The 22,772-nt window shown below is 53.4% G+C and carries 26 protein-coding genes and 1 pseudogene; 18 read left to right on the top strand and 9 right to left on the bottom strand.

Translation table 11 applies throughout. The annotated features are described in order from the left end of the window. Positions 1 to 210: 210 nt before the first annotated feature. Positions 211 to 642: pseudogene (locus Q4A85_RS10520) on the bottom strand (helix-turn-helix transcriptional regulator); the annotation flags it as partial. Between the two features lie 360 nt (positions 643 to 1,002). Here Q4A85_RS10520 and Q4A85_RS10515 point away from each other — a divergent pair. From Q4A85_RS10515 to Q4A85_RS10500, 4 genes are all read left to right on the top strand, one after another. Beyond that, complete coding sequence (locus Q4A85_RS10515) at positions 1,003 to 1,257, top strand: spore coat-associated protein camelysin (RefSeq protein ID WP_303110135.1); 255 nt, start codon at positions 1,003 to 1,005, stop codon at positions 1,255 to 1,257. A gap of 118 nt (positions 1,258 to 1,375) precedes the next feature. Then, positions 1,376 to 2,518, top strand: a complete 1,143-nt coding sequence (locus Q4A85_RS10510) for a class I SAM-dependent RNA methyltransferase (RefSeq protein WP_303110133.1) — start codon at positions 1,376 to 1,378, stop codon at positions 2,516 to 2,518. 82 nt (positions 2,519 to 2,600) lie between these two features. Continuing rightward, the gene (locus Q4A85_RS10505; RefSeq protein WP_303110132.1) at positions 2,601 to 3,620 is read left to right on the top strand and encodes a hypothetical protein; all 1,020 of its coding nucleotides are present in this window, start codon (positions 2,601 to 2,603) and stop codon (positions 3,618 to 3,620) included. Continuing rightward, entirely contained in the window at positions 3,598 to 3,792 is a 195-nt protein-coding gene (locus tag Q4A85_RS10500; protein WP_303110131.1) for a hypothetical protein, read from the top strand. The genes Q4A85_RS10505 and Q4A85_RS10500 overlap by 23 nt, the downstream gene beginning before the upstream one ends. On the opposite strand, the gene Q4A85_RS10495 is transcribed toward Q4A85_RS10500, so the two are convergent. After that, entirely contained in the window at positions 3,786 to 3,923 is a 138-nt protein-coding gene (locus Q4A85_RS10495) for a hypothetical protein (RefSeq protein WP_303110130.1), read from the bottom strand. The two genes, Q4A85_RS10500 and Q4A85_RS10495, sit on opposite strands and share 7 nt — an antisense overlap. 2 nt (positions 3,924 to 3,925) lie before the next feature. Between Q4A85_RS10495 and Q4A85_RS10490 the strand changes: the two genes are divergently transcribed. The 6 genes from Q4A85_RS10490 to Q4A85_RS10465 all read left to right on the top strand — a co-directional run bounded on the left by Q4A85_RS10490 (position 3,926) and on the right by Q4A85_RS10465 (position 9,829). Continuing rightward, positions 3,926 to 4,594: an HAD family hydrolase gene (locus Q4A85_RS10490; protein ID WP_303110129.1), complete on the top strand. Its 669-nt coding sequence runs from the start codon at positions 3,926 to 3,928 to the stop codon at positions 4,592 to 4,594. A gap of 36 nt (positions 4,595 to 4,630) precedes the next feature. Continuing rightward, a complete protein-coding gene (locus Q4A85_RS10485) occupies positions 4,631 to 5,023 on the top strand; it encodes a hypothetical protein (protein WP_303110128.1) in 393 nt (130 codons plus the stop codon). Between the two features lie 331 nt (positions 5,024 to 5,354). Further along, positions 5,355 to 5,873, top strand: coding sequence for a hypothetical protein (locus tag Q4A85_RS10480; RefSeq protein WP_303110127.1), 519 nt, complete (start codon positions 5,355 to 5,357; stop codon positions 5,871 to 5,873). A gap of 190 nt (positions 5,874 to 6,063) precedes the next feature. Beyond that, positions 6,064 to 6,252 carry a hypothetical protein gene (locus Q4A85_RS10475; RefSeq protein ID WP_303110126.1) on the top strand — a complete coding sequence of 63 codons (189 nt, stop codon included), beginning with the start codon at positions 6,064 to 6,066 and terminating at the stop codon, positions 6,250 to 6,252. Positions 6,253 to 6,367: 115 nt separating this feature from the next. Then, entirely contained in the window at positions 6,368 to 8,098 is a 1,731-nt protein-coding gene (locus Q4A85_RS10470; RefSeq protein WP_303110125.1) for a PP2C family serine/threonine-protein phosphatase, read from the top strand. Between the two features lie 228 nt (positions 8,099 to 8,326). Continuing rightward, entirely contained in the window at positions 8,327 to 9,829 is a 1,503-nt protein-coding gene (locus Q4A85_RS10465) for a helix-hairpin-helix domain-containing protein (protein WP_303110123.1), read from the top strand. Positions 9,830 to 10,095: 266 nt separating this feature from the next. Here the strand turns inward: Q4A85_RS10465 and Q4A85_RS10460 are convergent, their stop codons facing one another. Together Q4A85_RS10460 and Q4A85_RS10455 are read right to left on the bottom strand one after the other, a co-directional pair. After that, positions 10,096 to 10,533, bottom strand: coding sequence for a TIGR01244 family sulfur transferase (locus tag Q4A85_RS10460; protein WP_303110121.1), 438 nt, complete (start codon positions 10,531 to 10,533; stop codon positions 10,096 to 10,098). A gap of 106 nt (positions 10,534 to 10,639) precedes the next feature. After that, complete coding sequence (locus tag Q4A85_RS10455) at positions 10,640 to 12,394, bottom strand: M61 family metallopeptidase (RefSeq protein ID WP_303110120.1); 1,755 nt, start codon at positions 12,392 to 12,394, stop codon at positions 10,640 to 10,642. A 411-nt stretch (positions 12,395 to 12,805) separates the two neighbouring features. Here Q4A85_RS10455 and ccoN point away from each other — a divergent pair, with 411 nt between their 5' ends. From ccoN to Q4A85_RS10420, 7 genes are all read left to right on the top strand, one after another. Next, the gene (gene ccoN, locus Q4A85_RS10450; RefSeq protein WP_303110117.1) at positions 12,806 to 14,239 is read left to right on the top strand and encodes a cytochrome-c oxidase, cbb3-type subunit I; all 1,434 of its coding nucleotides are present in this window, start codon (positions 12,806 to 12,808) and stop codon (positions 14,237 to 14,239) included. A gap of 17 nt (positions 14,240 to 14,256) precedes the next feature. Further along, positions 14,257 to 14,868, top strand: a complete 612-nt coding sequence (ccoO, locus tag Q4A85_RS10445) for a cytochrome-c oxidase, cbb3-type subunit II (protein WP_303110115.1) — start codon at positions 14,257 to 14,259, stop codon at positions 14,866 to 14,868. A 7-nt stretch (positions 14,869 to 14,875) separates the two neighbouring features. Then, on the top strand, positions 14,876 to 15,064 hold the full coding sequence (locus tag Q4A85_RS10440) for a cbb3-type cytochrome c oxidase subunit 3 (RefSeq protein WP_303110113.1): 189 nt from the start codon (positions 14,876 to 14,878) through the stop codon (positions 15,062 to 15,064). Then, positions 15,061 to 16,482 carry a cytochrome-c oxidase, cbb3-type subunit III gene (gene ccoP / locus Q4A85_RS10435; protein WP_303110134.1) on the top strand — a complete coding sequence of 474 codons (1,422 nt, stop codon included), beginning with the start codon at positions 15,061 to 15,063 and terminating at the stop codon, positions 16,480 to 16,482. Before Q4A85_RS10440 ends, ccoP begins: the two co-directional genes overlap by 4 nt. Before the next feature lie 164 nt (positions 16,483 to 16,646). Beyond that, complete coding sequence (locus Q4A85_RS10430) at positions 16,647 to 16,832, top strand: hypothetical protein (RefSeq protein WP_303110111.1); 186 nt, start codon at positions 16,647 to 16,649, stop codon at positions 16,830 to 16,832. A 157-nt stretch (positions 16,833 to 16,989) separates the two neighbouring features. Next, the gene (pta, locus tag Q4A85_RS10425; RefSeq protein ID WP_303110109.1) at positions 16,990 to 18,468 is read left to right on the top strand and encodes a phosphate acetyltransferase; all 1,479 of its coding nucleotides are present in this window, start codon (positions 16,990 to 16,992) and stop codon (positions 18,466 to 18,468) included. Between the two features lie 121 nt (positions 18,469 to 18,589). Continuing rightward, positions 18,590 to 18,982 carry a hypothetical protein gene (locus Q4A85_RS10420; protein ID WP_303110108.1) on the top strand — a complete coding sequence of 131 codons (393 nt, stop codon included), beginning with the start codon at positions 18,590 to 18,592 and terminating at the stop codon, positions 18,980 to 18,982. A 9-nt stretch (positions 18,983 to 18,991) separates the two neighbouring features. On the opposite strand, the gene ykgO is transcribed toward Q4A85_RS10420, so the two are convergent. Genes ykgO through Q4A85_RS10405 form a run of 3 tightly spaced genes read right to left on the bottom strand, consistent with a single transcriptional unit; the run spans position 18,992 to position 20,319 of the window. After that, positions 18,992 to 19,117, bottom strand: a complete 126-nt coding sequence (ykgO, locus tag Q4A85_RS10415) for a type B 50S ribosomal protein L36 (protein WP_003794208.1) — start codon at positions 19,115 to 19,117, stop codon at positions 18,992 to 18,994. 1 nt (position 19,118) lies between these two features. Further along, on the bottom strand, positions 19,119 to 19,391 hold the full coding sequence (locus tag Q4A85_RS10410; protein WP_303110105.1) for a type B 50S ribosomal protein L31: 273 nt from the start codon (positions 19,389 to 19,391) through the stop codon (positions 19,119 to 19,121). 52 nt (positions 19,392 to 19,443) lie between these two features. Continuing rightward, positions 19,444 to 20,319: a DMT family transporter gene (locus Q4A85_RS10405; RefSeq protein WP_303110103.1), complete on the bottom strand. Its 876-nt coding sequence runs from the start codon at positions 20,317 to 20,319 to the stop codon at positions 19,444 to 19,446. Positions 20,320 to 20,469: 150 nt separating this feature from the next. On the opposite strand from Q4A85_RS10405, the gene Q4A85_RS10400 reads away from it, so the two are divergent. Beyond that, a complete protein-coding gene (locus tag Q4A85_RS10400) occupies positions 20,470 to 20,769 on the top strand; it encodes a hypothetical protein (protein WP_303110101.1) in 300 nt (99 codons plus the stop codon). Here Q4A85_RS10400 and thrC read toward each other — a convergent pair. Together thrC and Q4A85_RS10390 are read right to left on the bottom strand one after the other, a co-directional pair. Continuing rightward, on the bottom strand, positions 20,744 to 22,156 hold the full coding sequence (thrC, locus tag Q4A85_RS10395) for a threonine synthase (RefSeq protein WP_303110099.1): 1,413 nt from the start codon (positions 22,154 to 22,156) through the stop codon (positions 20,744 to 20,746). The genes Q4A85_RS10400 and thrC overlap by 26 nt on opposite strands. 13 nt (positions 22,157 to 22,169) lie before the next feature. After that, positions 22,170 to 22,712, bottom strand: a complete 543-nt coding sequence (locus tag Q4A85_RS10390; RefSeq protein WP_303110097.1) for a hypothetical protein — start codon at positions 22,710 to 22,712, stop codon at positions 22,170 to 22,172. Between the last annotated feature and the right edge of the window lie 60 nt (positions 22,713 to 22,772).

Genomic DNA, 22,772 nt, shown 5'->3' with positions numbered 1-22,772 from the left:
TTTTAAAACAACTAGTAAAGCACGATTTGTCCTAGTTATCTAGGACAGCCCCTTATTTTTTATTGAAAGATAGCGATATTAAACGGTTCGGTCAAGCGTTTGCAGCCTGCAAACGATTAGAGTAATGAACTTAAAGCGAATTCATTTTTTCATAAACCCTATTCTTTTTGGGGAAATGGGGTGCAGGCTGCTTTTGCCGGAAAAGGCCTTTCAAATGCCGTTGGAAAGGGGAAGGGCGGCGGTATTTGCCGCTTCATTTTTTCGATACTGCCCCGGCGAAATCCCGTATTGTTTTTTAAACGCTTTGCCGAAATGGGTTTCGGATTGGAAGCCGACATTCAAGGCGATGGACAGAACGGAATCGGCAGTTTACCGCAGCAATACGGCGGCTTGGCGCAGGCGGATAAGATTGACGAAGGCGTGGGGGCTGATGCCGGTTTGCTGTTTGAACAGGCGCATGAGTTGGGCGCGTGAGAGGTTGGCCAGCGTGGTCATTTTTTCGATGTTCCATTCGTCGTCGGAGCAGCTGACGACGGTTTGGATAAGCTGGCGCAGGCGTTTGTCGCTCAGGCCGTTGAGTATGCCGCCCAAAGGCGCTTCTCCGCCTTGTTCGAGATAGGCGCGGACGATGAAGACGAGCAAGCGTAGCCTGTGTAGGGTGTGTGCCTTTGCCACGCACGCCGTTCCCAACCTCAACCAACCGCGTGCGTGCCTGCGGCACACACCCTACGCATCACCAACCACAATCAACGCAGCAAGCGTAGGTTGGGTTTTGACCCAACAAAACTTGCCTTGCTGAAACCGTTGGGTTTAACACCTAACCTATTCCCTGAAAAAAACCGCCCGCTCCCCAATCGCGGACGGTTTTCTCATTTTTCGGGCTGCGCCCACATTAAAACCCACCCAAACAACCCAATAGGCAGCCTGAAACCCCTTCCGCCGTTTTCAGGCTGCCTTCAATCTTATACAATCCACCCCATCCGCAGCATCAAGGACACCATCATGAACTGGCGCATTTTCCCCATCGCCCTAACGCTCGCCGCCTGCACATACAGCGAAACCCCATTCGGACGCTATGCCGAAATAGACCTGCCGCTTCAATCGCAAACCACCATCCACAAAACCGTAACCGTCAACGCCCCCGCTGGCACAACCGTAAACATCAGCGAAACGCCTGTTTACACCATGCCGCCGCCCCCACCGCCGCGCCGTTGCTATTACGATGAATACGAACGCCGCCGCGTGTGTTATCGCTGATAAGCCCCAAGGCAGCCTGAAACCGCGTTTGCACCCATCCCATTTTCAGGCTGCCTAACGCCCCCAAAGGCAGCCTGAAACGAAGTTCAGCGTAGCCAAAACCCCCGAAAGCCCCCCTATGCCCCACTCCCTATTCATCACCTGTCCGCGCGGTCTAGAACCCATACTCGCGCAAGAAATCGCCCAGCAAAGCTGCGCCCAAATCGTCCCCACCGATGGTGGCGTGTCCGCGCGCGGTGGCTTGGAACACGTTTACCGCATCAATCTTTATTCGCGCACCGCCAGCCGCGTGCTGCTGCAACTTTCCCAAGCCCCCTATCGCAGCGAAGACGACCTATATCGCGCCGCCAAAAGCATCGCGTGGGAAAACTGGTTTGGCGTAGAAAAAACATTCAAAATCAAAGCTGAAGGCAAACGCGCCCGCGTAAAAAGCCTAGACTTCTGCGCGCTGAAAATCAAAGATGGCATCTGCGACCGCTTTCGCAGCCAAACAGGCAGCCGCCCCAGTGTGGACAAAGCCCGCCCCGATGTTCGCATCCATTTGTTTTTAGACGACAAAACCGCCATCATCTTTATTGACACCAGCGGCGAAGCCTTATTCAAACGTGGCTATCGCCAAGACACAGGCGAAGCCCCGTTGCGCGAAAACCTTGCCGCGGGCTTGCTGCTGCTGGCGGGCTACAACGGCACGCAACCCATGCAAGACCCCTTTTGCGGCAGTGGCACCATCGCCATAGAAGCCGCGTGGATAGCGCAAAACCGCGCCGCTGGCTTGATGCGCCGCTTTGGCTTTGAACAGCTCAACACGTTTGACAAAGCCTTGTGGACAAAGCTCAAAGCCGCTGCCCGCGCTGCTATTAGGCAGCCTGAAAACGCCATTGCCGCCAGCGACAACGACCGCCGTATCATCGCCACCGCCCAAGCCAATGCTGCCGCTGCGGAAGTGGAAAACAGCATCCAGTTCAACGTGTTAGATGCGCAAGACAGCCGCCCCTGCGGCGCAAACGGCATTTTGGTTGCCAACCCGCCCTATGGCGTGCGCCTTGCCGAAATCCAAGCCTTGCACGCGCTCTATCCGCAGCTTGGAAGCTGGCTCAAACAGCATTACGCGGCCTGGACGGCGGGCTTGCTATCGGGCGACATGGAAATGCCCAAGCTCATGCGCCTGAAACCCAAGCGCAAAATCCCGCTGTTCAACGGCAATTTGGACTGCCGCCTATTTTTGTTTGACATGGTGGCAGGCAGCAACCGCAAAGAATAGTTTTCAGGCTGCCTATGCCGTACACAAATCAACAATAGGCAGCCTGAAAATCCACACGAAACCAATTAACAAGGAACATCCCATGCCTTTCAACCCCGCCGAAATCCAACAAATCACCGACCTGCGCGAACGCCAAAAAACCACTATCCAGCAATTCAATCAAGCGATGGAAGCGCGTGATTACGAAACCGCCGCCGCCATCAGCGAATATGTAGTCGGCGAAGAAACCCGCCAGCATGGCTACGGCTACGACTGGCAAATGCACTGTCTCAAATGGCTCACCCATTGGCGGCAACACCAATTTAGCGAAACGCCCAACAACAGCCCCGAAGAAGACCAAGCCTTTAACCAACTGATGAACTGCCTGTGGCGATTCAAATGGCTGGTGGGCAACCTGCCGCGCGACCTAAACGCCAACCTAGAAAGCATCGAAGAAGCCAACCTAGAAATGCAACAATGGTATGAACGCTACAAATTCAGCCCCACCATGCTGCATAAATCGCTGATGGAGCAAAACATTTTGCTGGGCAACGTGGATGCCGTGCGCGAACACTACCAGCAATGGCAAAACAACGAACACGACAACATGAACGACTGCCCCGCCTGCGAGCAAAGCACCCAAATCCGCTATTACCACTTTATCCGCGACTACAACCAAGTGCTGGAACTTGCCAAACCCATCCTAGCAGGCGAGCTTACCTGCGCCGAAGTCCCCCACAACTGCTACGGCTACATCGTCCACAGTCTCATCCAAACCAACCAAATGGCGCGCGCCCGCCACCTGCTAGACCACGCCATAGAACACCTTGATGAGCAACGGCAAGAATTTATCCACCTTATCCCCCAGCTTATCCAGCTTTACTACCCGCTCAACGACCCCGACACCGCCGAAGAACTCATCAACGAATACAACGACGACATCTTCGCCGCCAGCCAAACCGATATTCTCACCTACTGGCAATACCTGCTCGCCCTCATCCCGCAAAACGAAGATGCCCTAACCACCGCCCGCAACATCGCCAAAGACATAGACAAACGCAACGGCAACAGCTACTACCAAACCCAGCTAGACTGGCTTTTTGGCGAGACCACCATCCACTAAACCCATTTTAGCTTCACAACTCCGCTGCGCTACGCAGGCTGGCTATCATCCCCAAAGGCAGCCTGAAAACCAATACAGCAAATTTCAGCAAAGCCAAACCCCAATGGAGCGGCGACGGCTCATCGCCAAATCTCCACGCATCCCAAGGCAGCCTGAAACTCATATTCATTGAACAGGCACGCCCCACATTTCAGGCTGCCTAAACACCAAAGCGCGTAGGGTGGGCAACTCGTTGCCCACCGACCATTTACCATTTTCAGGCTGTCCACCAAAAAGCAGCCTGAAACCACCACACAAGGACACCCATGCCCATCCAAGCCATCCTATTTGACCTAGACGGCACACTCGCCGACACCGCCCCCAGCCTAGGCAACGCCCTAAACACCCTACTGCAAAAACGCGGTTATCCACAAAAACCCCAAGCCCAAATCCGCCCCCACGCCAGCCACGGCTCAACCGCCCTAATCCAATTCGGCGCAGGCATCCCACCCACCCACCCCGACTTCCCCCAATGGCGCGCCGACTACCTTGCCGAATACGAACAATGCTTTGACCGCGACACCACCCTATTCCCCGAAATCAACCCCCTGCTCGCCCAACTCGCCGTCCAAAACATCGCATGGGGCATCATCACCAACAAACCCCACGTCTTCACCCACCGCCTTGTCCCCAAGCTCGGCTTCATTACCCCACCCGCCGTAGTCGTCAGCGGCGACACCTTCCCCCAAGCCAAACCCAGCCCACTCCCCATGCACCACGCCTGCGCCATACTCCAAATGCAGCCTGAAAACTGCATCTATGTAGGCGATGCCGAACGCGACATCCAAGCAGGGCGCAACGCAGGCATGCACACCATTCTCGCCGCATGGGGCTATATCGCCCCCAGCGACACCCCCGAAACATGGGGCTACCACGCATCCGCCGCCAACCCCCTGCAAATTCTTGATATACTTCGCACCTTTCAGGCTGCCTGAAAAAACCTTTACCCAACCCTAACATAGGAAAAAATCATGAAAAAAATCGCACTCACCCTTATCACCGCCACCCTACTCACCGCCTGTGCCGACAGCGGCACCAGCGTAGGCGGGCTACTCGGCGGCGGCAACGCATCCAGCGGCGCAGCCAGCATCGGCAAATCCGCCGTGCAAATGTATGTGCAAAACAAATGCGTAACCGAACTGCAAAGCCGCAACGAATGGCGCACCCTAGCCCTAGCCATGAGCCAAGCCAAACAAACCGAATGGGAAAACAAAATCTGCGGCTGCGCCAGCGAAGAAGCCCCCAACCAAATCACCGCCGCCCAGCTACCCGAATTGCTCACCGAAAGCGGGCGCGTTAAAGTCGCAGCAGACGTAACCACCAAAACCGTAACCGCCTGCTTCAAACGCCTGTTTACCAAATAACCCCAAGGCAGCCTGAAAAGCCCAAACCCATTTTCAGGCTGCCTTAATCACAAAGGCAGCCTTATCCATTTGTCCAAATCTTTGATTTGGGTATAAGTAAGCATCTAAATCTTTGATTTAGCTATGCGAACTTATGCAGAGCTAAATGGTTATACCGCAGCGCAACGCGCAAGGTTGAAAACCTAAAATGGAGCAGCGGCGGCTCGCCGCCAAATTGATTATTAGACAGCGCATGGCTGATTTACCAAGATGTCGGCGAACCGCCAACGCTCCATCGGTTACAGGTTTTGCAAAGGTTGCAGTCTGAAACCCAACCCAAAAAGGAAGCCCCATGAAACCCCAAACCCGCACCCTACTCGCCGCCATCCTGCTCGCCGCCCCATTCGCCCAAGCCGACAACACCTACGACGAATCCGCCCTATACAACGAAACCTACACCCAAAGCCTGAACGTAGGCAGCGAAGCCATAGACTGCCTAAAAGCCCGCAAAAACGACTGTGGGCAAAAAGCATGGGAAAGCAGCCTAGACAGCATCGGCAAAGTCATCGACACCCCCAGCGGACAACGCGCCCTAGAAGAACTGCTGCCCCAGCTAGACTCCACAGGCACCATCAACAAACAAAACAGCCGCGCCATCGTCAACGTCCTGCGCGAACAACTGCCCGCCGCCAAAAAGAACAGCAAACAAATCGGACGCCGCGTAGAAGACCTTGGCAGCCGCGCCAGCCAACAGCTTACCCAACCGCTGCCAGATAAAGACCGCACCGCCTGCATGAACAAAGGTGACAGCCTGCTATCAGGCGTACTACGCTGCGGCGCAAACGCCATGATTGATAATTTGCAGAAATAGGCAGCATCTTATCCTTAGAAAGATTTTTATGAATAAAATTACTTATTTATTTTTACTTTTGTTTTTATCTATTTATGCTCAATCAGAAACCACGCAATCAATAAAACAAACGAGAAAATCAGATGAAAATCATCAAAATTTGAATCAATATACTATTTAATCTAAAATTTTACTTAATAGATATATTAATTTGATTGGAAATTCAAATTCATCTCATGTGTTTTTATTTACACCATATATTTTAGAAAAAACATTTTTTCCTATCCCTATTGAGCAATATTCAAGCATGGATAAAAATGCTGTTGGTTGGTATGGTTCAGATGGCATAACCAGCGATAATATAAAATTTGGTGGTGTCCTAAAAAGTATGCTGGTTTAATTATTGTTGATAGAAAGCAGTATTGGTTAGAAATTCTGCAAAGTGCAGCATACTTTTTAGGACACCACCATAATTTTTAACGGATGATTTTTGGGTAGAGACAAAGGACAAGCGTATGCAAAATTTAAACGAATGGCGCGAATGGCTAAACCACGCGAGTGAACAAGAGTGGGCAGATTTTATGGCACAACATGGCGACAAGCTGGCAGCCGTAAAGCAAGCATGGGCAGCGTTTACCACACAGCAACAGATTAGGCAGCCTGAAAACGCAGAGGATAACGCAAGCCCAATGCAGCCTGAAAACGCAAACGAAACAGCAACGGCTTGCCGCCAAGATGCTGCCCAACAGCAGCCTGAAAACAATTCAACCGAAACACCAATTATCCAAGCTCAACCATTCACACAAACCGATTTCAGGCAGCCTGAAAACGCCGCAACCAGCGATGCCCAACAGCAGCCTGAAAACACAAATGGAGCGGCGACGGCTCATCATCAAGATGCCGCCCAACAGCAGCCTGAAAACATTGCAACCACCGAAGCCCAAACACCCGCACAAAATAATTTCAGGCTGCCTGAAACCCAAATGCAGCCTGAAAACGCAAATAACGTAACAACGGCTTGCCCCCAAGACAACGCCCAACCGCAGCCTGAAACCCAATCCCCCACTCAACCCACCCCACCCATGCCCAAATACACCCCCACCCCCCTGCCCAACGCCCGCCACGGCGAACCCTACCGCGCCGCCTTGCCCCCCACCGCCACCGCCATCACCTTCCATCCCGAATGCGGCTTAACATGGGACGCAGCCGCCCAGCAAATCCACGGCACGCCCAGCAAATCAGGCGACGTAGAAATCCACTACCAAATCCACGAAAACAACAACATCACCCCCGTTGTCCAAAAACTCTACATCAACCCCGACCCCAAAAGCCTGTGGCAAAACCAGCCCAGCGACCCAACTGCCCCCTACGCCAAACCCGACACCGACCACGAACGCATCCCCACCCCGCAAGGCAGCCTAATCGCCGCCCGCGTGCGCGGACGCAGCCATGCCCACAACGGCACGCATTGCGACGACGACTACCGCATCGCCTACCACGAACGCACAGGCTTGCACTTCATCGCCGTCGCCGATGGCGCAGGCAGCGCAGCGTTCTCCCGCTACGGCTCGCAACTCGCCGTCAACGCCGCCGCCAACACCGTATGGCAACTGCTGGATGACAGCGAAAAAGACTTTTTCAGGCTGCCCCAATACGATGCCGACAACCAAAAGCGCGTGTTAAGCCACCTTATCCGCCACGCCGCCTACCAAGCCTACGCCGCCCAAACCGAAGCCGCCAAAGCCGAAGCCATCTCACTCAAAAGCCTAGCCTGCACCCTGCTTATCGCCCTAGCCCTGCCCTGCGCAGACGGCACATGGCTGGTTGCCGCCTATTGGGTGGGCGACGGCGCAGCCGCCGTATGGCAGCCTGAAAACCAGCAACTCATGCTGCTGGGCGAAAGCGACGGCGGCGCGTATTCAGGCGAAACCGTGTTCCTATCCGCCCACGAAGTCAGCGAAAACCTTGCCCACCGCATCCGCTGCTGGGCAGGGCAACAGCCCCCCGTGCTCCTGCTGATGACCGACGGCGTGTCCGACCCCAAATTTGAAACCGATGCCAACCTAGCCCGCCCCGAGCGTTGGGCAGAGCTATGGCAAGAACTCCAACCCGCGCTCCAAGCCGAACAGCCCGCCGCCGCATTGGAAGAATGGCTAGGCTTCTGGTCAGCAGGCAACCACGACGACCGCACCCTAGCCCTGTTCTTGCCGACAACAGCAGCCTTGCCCTTTTGTCCAAATCTTTGATTTGGGTATAAAAGGGTATGCCGCAGCACAACGTGCCAAGCTGAAAAACCAACCGTAGGGTGTGTGGCTTTGCCACGCACCATTGAGCAACCAAACGGCGCGTAACCAAGTTCATACCTCACGCGCCGCAAGCCATTAGGCAGCCTGAAACATAGTTCAGCGCAGCTAAACCCATCCCCACTTTCAGGCTGCCCACACACCCCAAAAACCCGCCCCCGAAAGCCCACCATGTCCAACAACATCATCACCCTAACCGCCACCAACGGCGAAACCATCCAATTTATCAACGAAACCAAAGCCCAAGGCGGCATGAAAGACGTAATGTTCTCGCCCCAGCGCGATTACGTTGTCGCCTTTTTCCGCGAAAAAGCCGATGCCGCCACCCGCGAACGCCTAGAACAAATCACAGGGCTCTACCGCGAGCGCATCTTTAACCAAGAAGGCGGCGAATACCTAAAAAAACTCTACTGCTGGCCCACCGCCGTGGTGGAATACAACGGCAAACTCGGCGTAGTCTCCCCGTTTTACCGCGACTGCTTTTTCTTTGAATACGGCAGCCGCAACAACGATATGCTCGGCATCAAAGGCAAAGACAAAGACGGCAAATGGTTCGCCAGCGCATCCAACCGCAACAAATTCCTAGACCCGCGCGAACTGGGCGACTGGATGACCCACCTAAAAATCTGCATCATGCTCGCCCGCGCCGTGCGCCGCATGCACATGGCAGGGCTCAGCCACAGCGATTTAGGCTACAAAAACTGCCTAATAGACCCCACCAGCGGGCAAGCCTGCCTGATAGACATCGACGGTCTAGTCGTGCCAGGCAAACACCCGCCCAGCGTGGTCGGCACGCCCGATTTCATCGCCCCCGAAGTCGTCGCCACCGCCCACCTGCCCAAAGACGACCCCCAGCGCAAACTCCCCAGCCGCACCACCGATTTGCACGCACTCGCCGTGCTCATTTATATGTATCTGCTCTACCGCCACCCCCTGCGCGGCGACAAAATCCACGACCCTGGCGACAGCCAGCGCGACGAAGAACTCAGCATGGGCAGCCAAGCCCTGTTCATAGAACACCCCAGCGACCCCAGCAACCGCATCAAAATAGACCAATGCAAACCCAGCGAGCTGCCGTGGAAAGACACGCAAAAAATCCCCTACACCGTTTGCGGCGCATACATCGCCGAGCTATTTCGCCGCGCCTTTATTGACGGGCTACACAACCCCGCCGCCCGCCCCACCGCCGACGAATGGGAACACGCGCTGGTAAAAACCGTTGATTTGCTGCAACCCTGCGCCAACCCCCAATGCGAACAAAAATGGTATGCCTTTGATAACAAAGTCAAACCCGCCTGCCCCTTCTGCGGCACGCCCCACACAGGCAGCCTGCCCGTGCTCAATCTCTATTCCGCCGCGCCCAACGGCAGCTACCGCCCCGACAACCACCGCATCATGGTGTTCAGCGGGCAATCGCTGTTCAAATGGCACGCCAACAGCAACATCTTCCCCAACGAACGCCTGAAACCCGAAGATGCACGTCGCGTGGGCTACTTTGTGCAACACAACGGCGACTGGTATCTGGTCAATGAAAACCTGCCCGAAATGCACGATGTGGTCAATAAAACCCCCATCGCCATCGGCGACAAAATCAAACTGGCTGACGGCGTGCAAGTGCTGCTGCAAAAAGGGCAAGGCGGGCGGCTGTTGATGGTGCAAATGGCTGGGGGGTAGGTTTTTAGGTTTTCAGGCTGCCTTAACGTTGCATTAAGGCAGCCTGAAAACCCAAATGGAGTGGCGCCGGCTCGTCGCCAAATGGTTTATTCAACATAGTTTTGTTGGTTAGCAAGATGTCGGCGAGCCGCCGACGCTCCATGTGTTGCTTCCATCAAGTTTTCAGGCTGCCTTAATCCCACCATCAAGGCAGCCTGAAAACCAACAAACCCTGTAAACAGCTCAATTCTGTTTACAGGGTTTGATTATGTCTGCGCCTTAGCCCATCAGCCTTTTTTCTTATAAATCGCGTCTAGGCGATGACGTTGCGGTTCAAGGTCAATGTTGGCAAGGCTGGCGGCTTTAATCAGGCTGTTCACTTCCACGCCGCGCCGCGCTTGGTTCAACGCCCAAAGCATGGTGGAGCGTGTGCCTGTGCGGCAGTATGCCATGATGGGGGCTTCGGAGTTGGCAACGGTGTTTTGGAAATGGTCTAGCGTTTCATCGGTGATGCCGTCCATGACCACGGGCATATAGATTACGTGTTCAATGCCGTTGGCGTTGAGCCATGCTTTCACTTGTTCAAAGCTGGGCTGGTCGGGGGCTTCGTCATCGGGGCGGTTGCAAATTACGGTTTTGATGCCGTAGGAAGCGGCGCGCTTGGCGAAGCGTTCGTCTTTTAGCTGGTCGGATACGTATAAATAATCGGCGATTTTTTCTATCATTTTAATTTCCTTAATGGGGTGTTGTTTTTGTTAAGAGTGGCTATTTTAAACCGTTTTCAGGCAGCCTGAAAATAGGGAATGCGTTTCAGGCTGCCTTTATCGCTGTTTACCCCCTAGTCATCCATGCTTGCAGTCGCGCGTTATCCACAATCTTCAAATAGGCGGTATTGGCAGCGGCGGCTTGCACGGTGAGCGTGGTTTGGTGCAACACGCCGTGGCGGAAGTAATGCACGGTGTGCGTGTCGCCGATTTGGGTTTCGGTTTGGGTGGCGAAATCGGTGCAGGCGTAGCCGTTGATGGCGATGATGCTGTCGCCTGCTTTGAGCGCGGCTTGTTCTGCGCTGCCGCCTGTAAACACATGGCTGATGGTGGCGCGGTCGGCTTGTTGTTTGGCGCGGCAGCCGATGTCGGCGGCGGGCGCAGCTTCGGGGAACGCGCTCACCAGCTTGCCCAAATCGCTGCGCGGTGTGCTGTACCAGCGCAGTTCTATGCCCAGCGTTTTCAGGCTGCTTTCTAATGGCAGCTCGGCGGTGCTGTGTAGGGCAGCCTGAAAAAAGTCGGCAAGGTTAAGCTGGGCGATGTCTTGCACAAATTGTTGCCATTCGCTGGCGGTGTAATAGCTGCGGTTGAGCCGCGTTTGCATATATAAGCTGCGCATCACAAAATCCAGCGGCGGGCGGTGGTTTTGGCGCAAATGGGCATCTAGGCACAGCGCGGCGAGTGCGCCTTGTTGGTAATAGCTGGTGATGGCGTTGGGGCTGTTTTCGTCTTGTTTGTAGTATTTATGCCATGCGGCGAAGCTGGATTGGGCAAGGGTTTGCTGCTTGCGCCCTGCGTTGCGGTGCACGCGGGTGATGGTTTGCGCCAATAGGTTGAGATAGGCTTCGGGGCTGATGACTTGGCTGCGGGCGAGCATCAGGTCGTCATAATAGGATGTGATGCCTTCATACGCCCAGAGCTGATCGGTGTAGGTTTCTTGGTCTAGGTTATACGGCACAAATTCGGCGGGCTTGATGGTTTTCACGTTCCATGCGTGGAAGTATTCGTGCGAGATTAAGCCCAACAGCGTGGTGTAATCGGCGGTGGGCTGCGCCATATTGCGCGGCGGCAGGGCTTTGCGGTCGGCGTGCAGCGCGGTGCTGTTGCTGTGTTCCAAGCCGCCGTAGATGTTGTCGCCCAGATGCAGCAAAAACAGATATTCGGAAAACGGGGCTTCATTCGCCAAAAACATCGCCAGCGCGTGTTCGCAGATTTTTTGGCAATCAGCAAGCAGCCGCTCGTGGTCAAAATCGGGGTAATGCCCGCTCAACGCGATGCGGTGCGGGATGCCGTGCGCGGTGAAATGCAGCGTTTCTATGTTTGCGCCCAGTTCAAACGGGCAATCGGTGAGCGCGGCGTAATGGGCAGCCTGAAAACAATAATCGGGCTTTTCAGGCTGCCTTAATGCGGTGGCGATGCGCCAGCCTGCGGGCAAATCGTTAAATTGCACTTGGCAGGCTTCATCGCGCCGCTCGGGCAGATAAAGAAACAAACACGCGCCGTCAATAAAGCCGCGCTCGTTGTCCAGCAGGCTGGCGCGCACGGATAAATCGTTGGCATACACGCTGTATTCAATTTGGTAATCGCCGCTTTGCGCGGGGGTGTGCCATTCGTTTTTGCTGATTGGGGTGAGCGGCACGGGTTGCCCGTTGCACTTGGCTTGGATGTGGATGATGTGCTTGGCAAAATCGCGAATCATGTAGCTGCCGGCCACCCAGTTCGCCAGCTTGATGCTTTGTGTGGCATTTTCGCCGTGGTGAAATGTAAAAATAATGTGCCATTGGTGGGCATTGGGGCGGGGGGTAATGCTGTAATGCAACATGGGCTTTTCTTTCTGCTTGATTTTTAAAAAGTATTGAGTATAGCAATAATTGATTTAGCGCATAGCTATCCACATCTAAAAGTAGATTGTTTGATGCTAATCAGGTAACATTCCGCTGCTTTTGGTAACCTTACGATAAATAAGGTTTTGATGTTTTAAGATGCGTTAATTCATTTTAACCGCGAAAAGTATCAAGCGTATAGTCGTTTCACGCAGCCTTAGACAAGGCGGCGAGCCCCAGATAGTACAAGTAGTACAGCAAGGCGAGCCAACCCAGTATAAGGCTGTGTGAAACGACTATAAAACCAGCGATAGATGATTTTCAGGCTGCCTAAATCATATCAGCCAAAGCAGCCTGAAAAGCCACTCATCGCACAAATAAAAGAAATATTTTCAACGTATGGAGTTGTTATGGAAACGCAAACCTATAACTATAAAGTGGTGCGCCAATTTGCCATTATGACGGTAATCTGGGGCATCATTGGGATGTTTGTGGGCGTGTATGCCGCCGCAGAATTGCGCTGGCCCGCCCTGAACATGTCGGACATTGCGCCGTGGTTTCACTTCGGTCGCATCCGCCCCTTGCACACCAATGCCGTTATTTTCGCCTTTGGCGGCTGCGGCTTGATTGCCACGTCTTATTATGTGGTGCAGCGCACTTGCAACGCACGGCTGTTTGGCGGCAACTGGCTGCCCGCGTTCACCTTTTGGGGCTGGCAGTTGGTGATTGTGCTGGCGGTGATTACCCTGCCCTTGGGCTACACCCAAGGCAAGGAATACGCCGAGCTGGAATGGCCCATTGATATTTTGATTACTGCCGTGTGGGTGGCGTATGCCATCGTGTTTTTCGGTACGATTGCCAAACGCAAAATGAAGCATATTTATGTGGCAAACTGGTTTTACGGCGGCTTCATCCTTGCCGTTGCACTGCTGCATATTGTGAACAACATTGCCATCCCCGCAGGCGGCTTCAAATCCTATTCTGTTTACTACGGCGCGATTGATGCCATGGTGCAATGGTGGTATGGGCATAACGCCGTGGGCTTCTTTCTTACCGCAGGCTTCTTGGGCATGATGTATTACTTTGTGCCCAAACAAGCCAATCGCCCCGTTTATTCTTATCGCTTATCGGTTGTCCACTTCTGGGCATTGATTTTCACTTATATGTGGGCGGGTCCCCACCACTTGCACTACACCGCGCTGCCCGATTGGACACAATCTTTGGGCATGGTGCTGTCGCTGATTTTGTTTGCGCCATCTTGGGGCGGCATGATTAACGGCATCATGACCTTGTCTGGCGCGTGGGATAAATTGCGCACCGACCCGATTTTGAAATTCTTGATTGTGTCGCTGTCGTTTTACGGGATGTCCACCTTTGAAGGCCCGATGATGTCCATCAAATCGGTCAACGCATTGAGCCACTACACCGACTGGACGGTCGGGCACGTGCATTCAGGCGCATTGGGCTGGGTGGGTTTTGTAACCATCGGTTCGCTGTATTACTTGATTCCGCGCTTGTATGGCAAAAAAGAAATGTATAGCGTGAAGCTTATCAACGCACACTTTTGGATTGCCACTTTGGGCGTGGTGTTATACATCACATCCATGTGGGCATCAGGCGTGATGCAAGGTTTGATGTGGAGCCAGCTCAACCCCGATGGCACGCTCACGCATTCATTTATCGCATCGGTTAGCCGTTCTATGCCGTTCTATCTCATTCGTTTCTTGGGTGGCGTGTTGTATTTAAGCGGTATGTGCATCATGGCATATAACGTTTATCGCACCGTTGCAGATGCTCAACCTGTTGAAGCAGAAATCCCTGCTTTGCCCAAAACTGAACACTAATAGAAAGGACGCTAAAAATGAAATTGCAACAATTAGCAGAAGAAAAAGTGGGCTTTCTGATTGTGTTTACGCTTATTGTGGTAAGCGTGGGCTTGATGGTGGAAGTTGTCCCCTTGTTTGGCACCAAAGAAGTGATTACCGCCACCAAAGGTGTGAAACCCTATTCGCCCTTGCAAGTGGCGGGACGCGATATTTTTGTGCGCGAAGGCTGCTACAACTGCCACTCGCAGCAAATCCGCCCTTTCCGCGCCGAAACCGAACGCTATGGGCATTATTCTGTGGCGGGCGAATCAGTGTATGACCACCCATTTCAATGGGGCTCAAAACGCACAGGTCCTGATTTGGCGCGCGTAGGCGGACGCTATTCCGATGAATGGCATCGCATTCACTTGCTCAACCCGCGCGAAGTGGTGCCTGAATCCAATATGCCCGCTTTCCCTTGGCTGGCGCGCAACAAAGTGGACGCGGATGAAGTGGTGCGCCACATGAAAGCCTTGGAAAAAGTCGGCACGCCTTACACCAAAGAAGACTACGACAAAGCCGCCGAAGAGCTAAAAGACAAATCTGAACTAGACGCAGTAGTCGCCTATTTGCAAGGTTTGGGCTTGGCATTGAAAAACAAAAGGTAAGGAAATCATGAATATGGCTTGGGCAAATAGCCTGTTTACCATTGGCATTGCCATCAGCTTCGCAGTCATCTTGTTGATTGTGTTGAGCAAACGCAATAAACAAAACTATCAAGACGCGGCGCAAAGCATCTTTGATGATGACGATGCCCCGCGCGACAACGAAGCTGCCCAAAACCATCATGAACACGGAGCATAACTATGGAATCACAATTCACATCCCCGTTTTGGCACTATTACATCGTTGCCATTGTGGTCGCCAGTTTCATCTATGTAACATGGCTGCTGCTGTCGCAAGACAAAGTGAAGCTGAAAAAAGGCGAAGAAGTTAAAACCACAGGCCATTCTTGGGATGGCATTGAAGAATACAACAACCCCATGCCACGCTGGTGGTTTTGGATGTTTATCATGACCATCTTGTTTGGCGTTGGCTATTTGGTTGCCTACCCCGGTATGGGCGACTACAAAGGCACGTTTAACTGGACTAGCCACAACCAATATGAAAGAGAAGTCGCCGCTGCGGATAAAACCGTCAATGCACTGTATGGCAAATACAGCAAGATGAAAGTGGAAGACGTTGCCAAAGACAAAAACGCCATGACCATCGGCAAAAACTTGTTTGACACCTATTGCATCCAATGCCACGGCTCGGATGCGCAAGGCTCGCGCGGCTTCCCCAACCTAACCGATAGCGACTGGATTTACGGCGGCACGCCCGACAAAATCCACGAAACCATCACCAATGGACGCATCGGCATCATGATGCCTTGGGGGCCTAACCTTGGCACAGAAAGCGTGCGCGATGTTGCCAATTATGTGATGTCGCTATCCAAAGACCGCGCCTACGATGAAGACCGCGCCTCACGCGGCAAGGAAATCTTCCAAGCCAACTGCGTTGCCTGCCACGGCGCAAACGGACAAGGCACAATGGGCATCGCCCCCACGCTCAACGACAACACTTGGCTATGGGGCGGCAGCGAAAAAGCCATCATAGAAACCATTACCAGCGGGCGGCACAACCAAATGCCTGCGTGGAAAGACTTTTTAACCGAAGACAAAATCCACTTGCTAACGGCTTATGTGTGGGGCAAATCGCACCCGAAAAACCAAGCCTTGCCCACCGATAGCACGCACGAAACAGGCAAACCTGCGCAACCTGCCGCCGCGCCTAGCCCAGCTCCCGCCGCCGCGCCTGCCGCCGCTTCTGCTGCTGCGCCTGTTGCTGCTAGCACCGCTGCTGCCAGCACGCCTGCCACCGCTACCAAAGCCAGCGAACCCGCCGCCGACCAAGCCGATGTAGCGTATAAAGACGCGGTTGCCACGTTCTACTTTGCCACAGGCAAAAGCGACGTTGCCGCCAACGCGGATAAAGTGGTTGCCGATTTGATTGCCGCTGGCAAAAACGGCAAAAAATTGGTGGTGAGCGGCTACACCGACAGCACAGGCAACGCCGCCGCCAACGCCGAGCTATCCAAAAAACGCGCCCAAGCGGTGCAAGCGTTCTTGGAAAAACAAGGCGTGGATGGCAAAAACATTGAACTGCGCAAGCCCGAAAACACCACCGCCGCTGCGGGCAACAACGCCCAAGGTCGCCGCGTGGAAGTGAAAGCGGAATAGGCATTGTTGTGATGGATGAAAACCACTCGCTGCTTGGGGCGAGTGGTTTTTTGTTTTTCAGACTGCCTTTATCATGCTTAAAGGCAGCCTGAAATGTTTGCGCCACAGCAACGGAAAGAGTGGGTATGGCGGCGATACGCCATGTTCTGTTTCAGGCTGCGTGAATGGTTGAAGCAATCTGCATAGCAAAGCGGAGTGGCGAAGCGAGAAGCACATTCTGCTTTGCCGTTTCAGGCTGCCTTTGCTCCACCTGCCATTTAGCAACGAGCCATCGCCCCGCCATTTTAGGTTTCAGGCTGCCTTTAAGCGCACATCAAAGGCAGCCTGAAACCCCATACATCTCACTCTAAACCGTTTAACCCGCCACTCAACCCATTTCGCTTTTCAGGCTGCCGCACACAATAAGGCAGCCTGAAAAGGCAAATCGGAGTATAATTCGCCATCGTTCATTCCATCGGCAGATGCCGATTTTCTTTTGTGTTTTTCAATCAAAACAAGGACATTCTCATGGCAAACATTCTCGTTCTCCCCACTTGCGCGCACGTTGATGCCGCCGCTGTTGCCCAAAGCATTGCCGCTGCGCTGCCCGATGCGGTGGTGTTCAACCCCTTAGCCGATGCACAACGCGCGGCTAATCTAATCGCCGCTGGCAAGGCGGATGATTGGTTTGATGCTTTGGTGGGCGAAGTGGCGGCTCTGGGCAAGCAAAACGTGGTGATTCAGGGCATTCAAGCCGATGCGGAAAACATTTTCCTTGCCGCGCAAAACATTGCGCTGGCAACGTCGTTTAACGCGCAAATCGTGTTTGCCGCATCCAACGAAGCGGGTGCGGAACAGCGCGTGGCGTTGGCAAAACAAGCGTTTGCGGGCAACACCGTATTCTTTGCGGGCGTGGTGGGCAATGCCGCTGCCGCGCAAGCCAACAAGTTAGCCGATTTGGGCGCATCAGGCAGCCTGAAAACGGCTGAACTGGCGCAAATCGCAGCGGCGACCACCGACCGCGTGTCGCCCGCGCAATTCCGTTTCAACATGATGGATTCGGCGCGCAAAGCCAACAAACGCATCGTGTTGCCCGAAGGCGCAGAGCCACGCACCGTGCGCGCCGCCGCAATTTGCCACGAAAAAGGCATCGCCCGCTGCGTGCTGCTGGCGACCCGCGCCGAAGTGGAAGCCGTTGCCCAAGCGCACCACATCACGCTGCCCGATAGCTTGGAAATCATTGACCCCGCTTCGTTGGTGGAACAATACGTTGCGCCGATGTGCGAATTGCGCAAATCCAAAGGTTTAACCGAAGAGCAAGCGCGCGCGCAGTTGCAAGACACCGTGGTGCTGGGCACGATGATGATGGCGCAAAACGACGTGGACGGCTTGGTTTCAGGCGCGGTACACACCACTGCCAACACCATCCGCCCCGCCTTGCAGCTCATCAAAACCGCCCCTGGTGAAAGCATCGTATCCAGCGTGTTCTTTATGCTGCTACCAGGGCAAGTGGTGGTGTATGGCGACTGCGCGGTGAACCCCAACCCCACCGCCGAGCAACTCGCCGACATCGCCATCCAATCCGCCAAATCCGCCAAAGCGTTTGGCATTGAGCCGCGCGTGGCAATGATTTCTTACTCCACCATCAACTCAGGCAGCGGTCCCGATGTGGATTTGGTGGTGGAAGCCACCCGCCTTGTGCACGAAAAAGCCCCCGAGCTGGCGGTGGACGGCCCGCTGCAATACGACGCAGCGGTGGTGGACAGCGTTGCCCAATCCAAAGCCCCCAACAGCCCCGTGGCAGGCAAAGCCAACGTGTTTATTTTCCCCAACTTGACCACAGGCAACTGCACCTACAAAGCCGTGCAACGCAATGCCAACGTGTTGAGCGTCGGACCGATGCTGCAAGGCCTGCGCAAACCCGTGAACGACTTGTCGCGCGGGGCATTGGTGGAAGACATTGTGTACACCATCGCGCTCACCGCAATTCAAGCCACGCAAAAATAAGCGCGTAGCGTTTAACGCACAGCAATGGCAATAAAGGCAGCCTGAAAGGGAGATTCCGTTTTCAGGCTGCCTTTTGGTGTGGGCGTAGGGTTGTGAGATTGGGGGCAGAACGGTGCAAATGATGAATGACAGCAAAGGCAGCCTGAAACGCAACATGGCGCGGCGACGGCTCGTCGTCATCAAGCCCACCAACCCCTGCCACATCACAACCCGCAGATTTCAGGCTGCCCTATCCCCAAACTCCAAACCACGCCATCCTTTTTTAGCGCAAGAGCACGGCTTGCAAGCAAGCCGTAGAAACGCGGGGACGCATTTTCAGGCTGCCTATATCGCCCCCGCGTTTAGGCAGCCTAAAAAGCAAAACCGCTTGGTGTTGAGCAAAACGGTTTGGGATAGATGGATAGAGTTTCAGGCTGCCTTTAAGCGTGTAACGTGTAGGGTGGGCAACTCGTTGCCCACCAATCATTTAGCGTTTTCAGGCTGCCTATTGCCAGTACCACCATCGGCAGCCTGAAAGCACTACCTACCGCTGCCGCGCCTTAAACCGCGGATTGCTCTTGCAAATCACATACACCTTGCCCTTGCGGCGCACAATCTGGCAATCACGATGGCGATTTTTCGCCGCTTTGAGTGAAGACAACACCTGCATCTCATTTCCCCTTTTTCAGTGCAGACATCATGCCCGCATAGCGTTGGTTAAACTGGCTGGCGCGGCCTTCCTTGTTGTGCTCGCGCTGTTTGCCCGTGTAAACAGGGTGCGATGCCGATGACGTATCCAGCATAAACACAGGATATTCCTTGCCGTCCGTCCATTGCATCGTTTTATTGGTGGGCGCGCACGAGCGAATCAGCCAGCCTTCTTCCGCGCTGCTATCGTAAAACAGCACGGTGCGATAATTTTCAGGGTGAATGCCTTGCTTCATATTATTTCTCCAAGTTGTAAAGTGTTATGGTATAACAATATTAACAAGGCTGTCAATCGCGCCGTATGCGCCATTGATGCAACGGCAGGCGATACAGCAGCAGCGCGGCGATAATCAACGCGCCGCCCACCATTTTTTCCCACGACAACTTCTCACCCAACAGCAACACGCTCAACAGCAGCGTCCACACGGGTTCTAGCACCATAATCATCGCCGCGTTGCCAATTGGGCAGATTTTTTGCGCGTACGTTTGCAGCAAAAAGCGCGTGTTGGTAATCACGATGATGCCCACGGCAAGCCATGTCCAACTGGCGGCGGAAAGCGGCAAATGCCACGTTTCAAACGCCAGCGAATAGCCGCTGCACACGATGCCCGCGCAGGCAAGTTGCACGGTGGTGAGCGGCAGCGCGTTCATGCCTTTGGAAAATTGGTTGTTCAGCACGAAAAACAGTGCGCTCATCAGCGCGGACAAGGCAAACAAGCCGCTGCCCAGCGACATCTGCAACGGCGATTTGCCCGCATTCAGCAGATACAGCCCGCAGCCTGAAATGGCAAGCGACAGCCACAGTATTGGCGACGGGCGGTGGCGAAACAGCAGCCACGATAGCATCGGCGCAAGCAGCATAGACGAGCTAAGCAGCAACGCGCCTTCGCCAAAATGGTGGCTGTGCGCCACGCCTTGAATCCAAAAGAAAATATTGGCGGAAAACGCCGCGCCCACCGCCGTTGCACGGGCAAATTGCCCCGCCGTCCATTGGCGAAGCTGCGGCAGCGCAAACGGCAAAAACAGCAATGCTGCGCCTATCATGCGCGCGCCGATAAAGCCAGAAGCGGGCATTTCTTGCAGCGCGGCTTTGGAAACAAACCAGCCGCTGGCGGCGAATAGGGTAACGAGAACGAGCCAAAGTTCTCCGCGATAGTGGTTCATGGTTGTCTTTCAGAATAGATTGGGTTGGGTGGGCAGCCTGAAAAAAGGGTGGGAGATAGGTTTCAGGCTGCCTAATAATGGGCGAAGGCAGCCTGAAATCTAAAATAGGGCAGCAATGGCTTATCGCCAAATGGTGTATTCAATACAGGCTTGATTGTTTGCCAAGATGTCGGCGAGTTTTTGATGCGCCATCGGTTATACAGGTTTGGCAAAGGTTTCAGGCTGCCTACAATAAGCGAAAGGCAGCCTGAAAAAGTCAGCAAAGATGGTTTTCAGGCTGCCTTAAATGAGACCTGCCAGCCATCATTGCCCATCCCAATCGCAACCAACAAGCAAACGGCTGAAAGCACATCATTTCAGCCGTTTTGCTATTTATACCAAAATAGAACGATGGGGGCATTCCCCGTTTTCAGGCTGCCTGATACTAACCATCCACCTTATCGCGGATAATCTGTTTCACCACATCCGCATTGTTATCAATCACTTGCACGCGCTGGGGCAAATCTTCCAAGCCTGCGAGTTTGGCGGGGCGTGGCACGGCAACGCTGCCCACTGCTTCGTGGATGGTGGCTTCAAATTTGGCGGCCAGCGCGGTTTCTAGGCAAACAATGGTTTCGTTGGGTTCGCGCAGTTGGCGGGCAACTTTGATGCCATCGGCGGTGTGTGGGTCAATCAGCTCGCCATCGGTTGCATACACGGCTTGGATGGTGGCAAGGCGGTCGGCGTGGGTGCTGCTGCCTGACACAAAGCCGTATTGCTGGCGGATGGTGGCAAGCTGGTCTTTCAGATTGAAGCCTTTGCCTTGCGCCACTTGCGCCCACAGGCTTTGCACTTGGCTGGCATCACGCCCCACCAAATCAAAAATAAAGCGTTCAAAATTGCTGGCTTTGGAGATGTCCATAGACGGGCTGGATGTTACATAAGTGTGCGCAGCATCGCGTGGGCTGTATTGCCCTGTGCGGAAAAATTCGTCTAACACATTGTTTTCATTGGTTGCAACGATAAGGCGGTCAATCGGCACGCCCATTTGTTTGGCGATGTGTCCCGCGCAGATGTTGCCAAAATTGCCGCTGGGCACGCAGAAGCTGATGCGTTGCGCGTTGCTTTCGGTGGTGCGCAGATAGCCCGCGATGTAGTACACGATTTGGGCAACGATGCGCCCCCAGTTAATGCTGTTTACAGTGCTGATTTGGTAGCGATTTTTGAAATCGGCATCGTTTTGCACGGCTTTAACGATGTCTTGGCAGTTGTCAAACATCCCACGCACGGCGATGTTGATGATGTTTTCGTCTTGCAGGCTATACATTTGAGCGCGTTGGAAGCGGGACATTTTGCCTTCGGGCGAGAGCATAAACACGTTGATGCCGCGTTTGCCGCGCAGGGCGTATTCGGCGGCGGAGCCTGTGTCGCCGCTGGTTGCGCCGAGAATGTTTAACGTTTTGTTTTCTTTGGCTAAAACGTATTCAAAGGCGTTGCCCAAAAATTGCATCGCCATATCTTTGAATGCGAGCGTAGGCCCGTTGGACAGGGCTTGGATTTTGATGCCGTCTTTGAGCGTGCGCACGGGGGTGATGACTGTGCTGCCAAAGGTTTCGCTGGTGTAGGTGCGGTTGAGTATGCGGCGCAGGTCGTCTTCGGGGATATCGGTGGCGAATAGGCGGATGACTTCAAAGGCGAGTTCGGCGTAGCTGAGCGTGCGCCAATGGGTGAGCTGCTCGGCGGTAATTTGGGGATAGTGCTCGGGGAGCATTAAGCCGCCATCGGGGGCAAGCCCCATAAGCAGGGCTTGGTTGAATGTTTTGGCGGGGGTGTTGCCACGGGTGCTGATGTAGTTCATAAAATATCCTTCTCTATCGTTTTTGAATTTCAAAATAGCCATTGTTTTGTTTCGCTTTTTTATTCGCTTTGGCACATAGAGCATCGCCACACCGAACAATATCTGCTTCATTTAACAAAGTAGCTATTTCCGCGCTTTGCTTTTTGAATTTAATAATGTCTGAAAAATAATAAAAAGAGCCCACGCCCCAAATTGCATTAACTAACAAAGCAATACTCGATAACCAAAATATCCATAATAAAATTTTCTTCCCCTTTGTTACATCATGAGTAGATTGTATTTTAAGAATATTCGCAGAGTGCTTAAAACTTTGACTGGCATCGTCAATTTGGGTCTGAAATTGCTTTAATGTTTCAGTAAGCTGATGTTCAATAAAATGATTTACTGAACTTTGCTGTTGATACGTAGCAGATTCCAATTTTCTTTGAAACTCTGTCGCCAGCATATTGCTTCTTTGTTCATATTTTTCTATTAGAAAAAGAATTTGCGATGCTGCATTATCAAAATGTTCTAGCGTTTCTACTAGCTTTTGTTCAGCAATAGAAAAATCATCCATATTTTTTTAGGGGCTGTCCTAGATAACTAGGATAAATTACTTCTTACCAATTGTTTTAAA

Origin of the sequence: Kingella sp. (in: b-proteobacteria), from assembly GCF_030527935.1 — a bacterium.
In the GTDB taxonomy this organism is placed as follows: domain Bacteria; phylum Pseudomonadota; class Gammaproteobacteria; order Burkholderiales; family Neisseriaceae; genus Kingella_B.
Note: the sequence above shows the minus strand (reverse complement) of the source record. Positions and strands in the feature narration are given on the sequence as shown.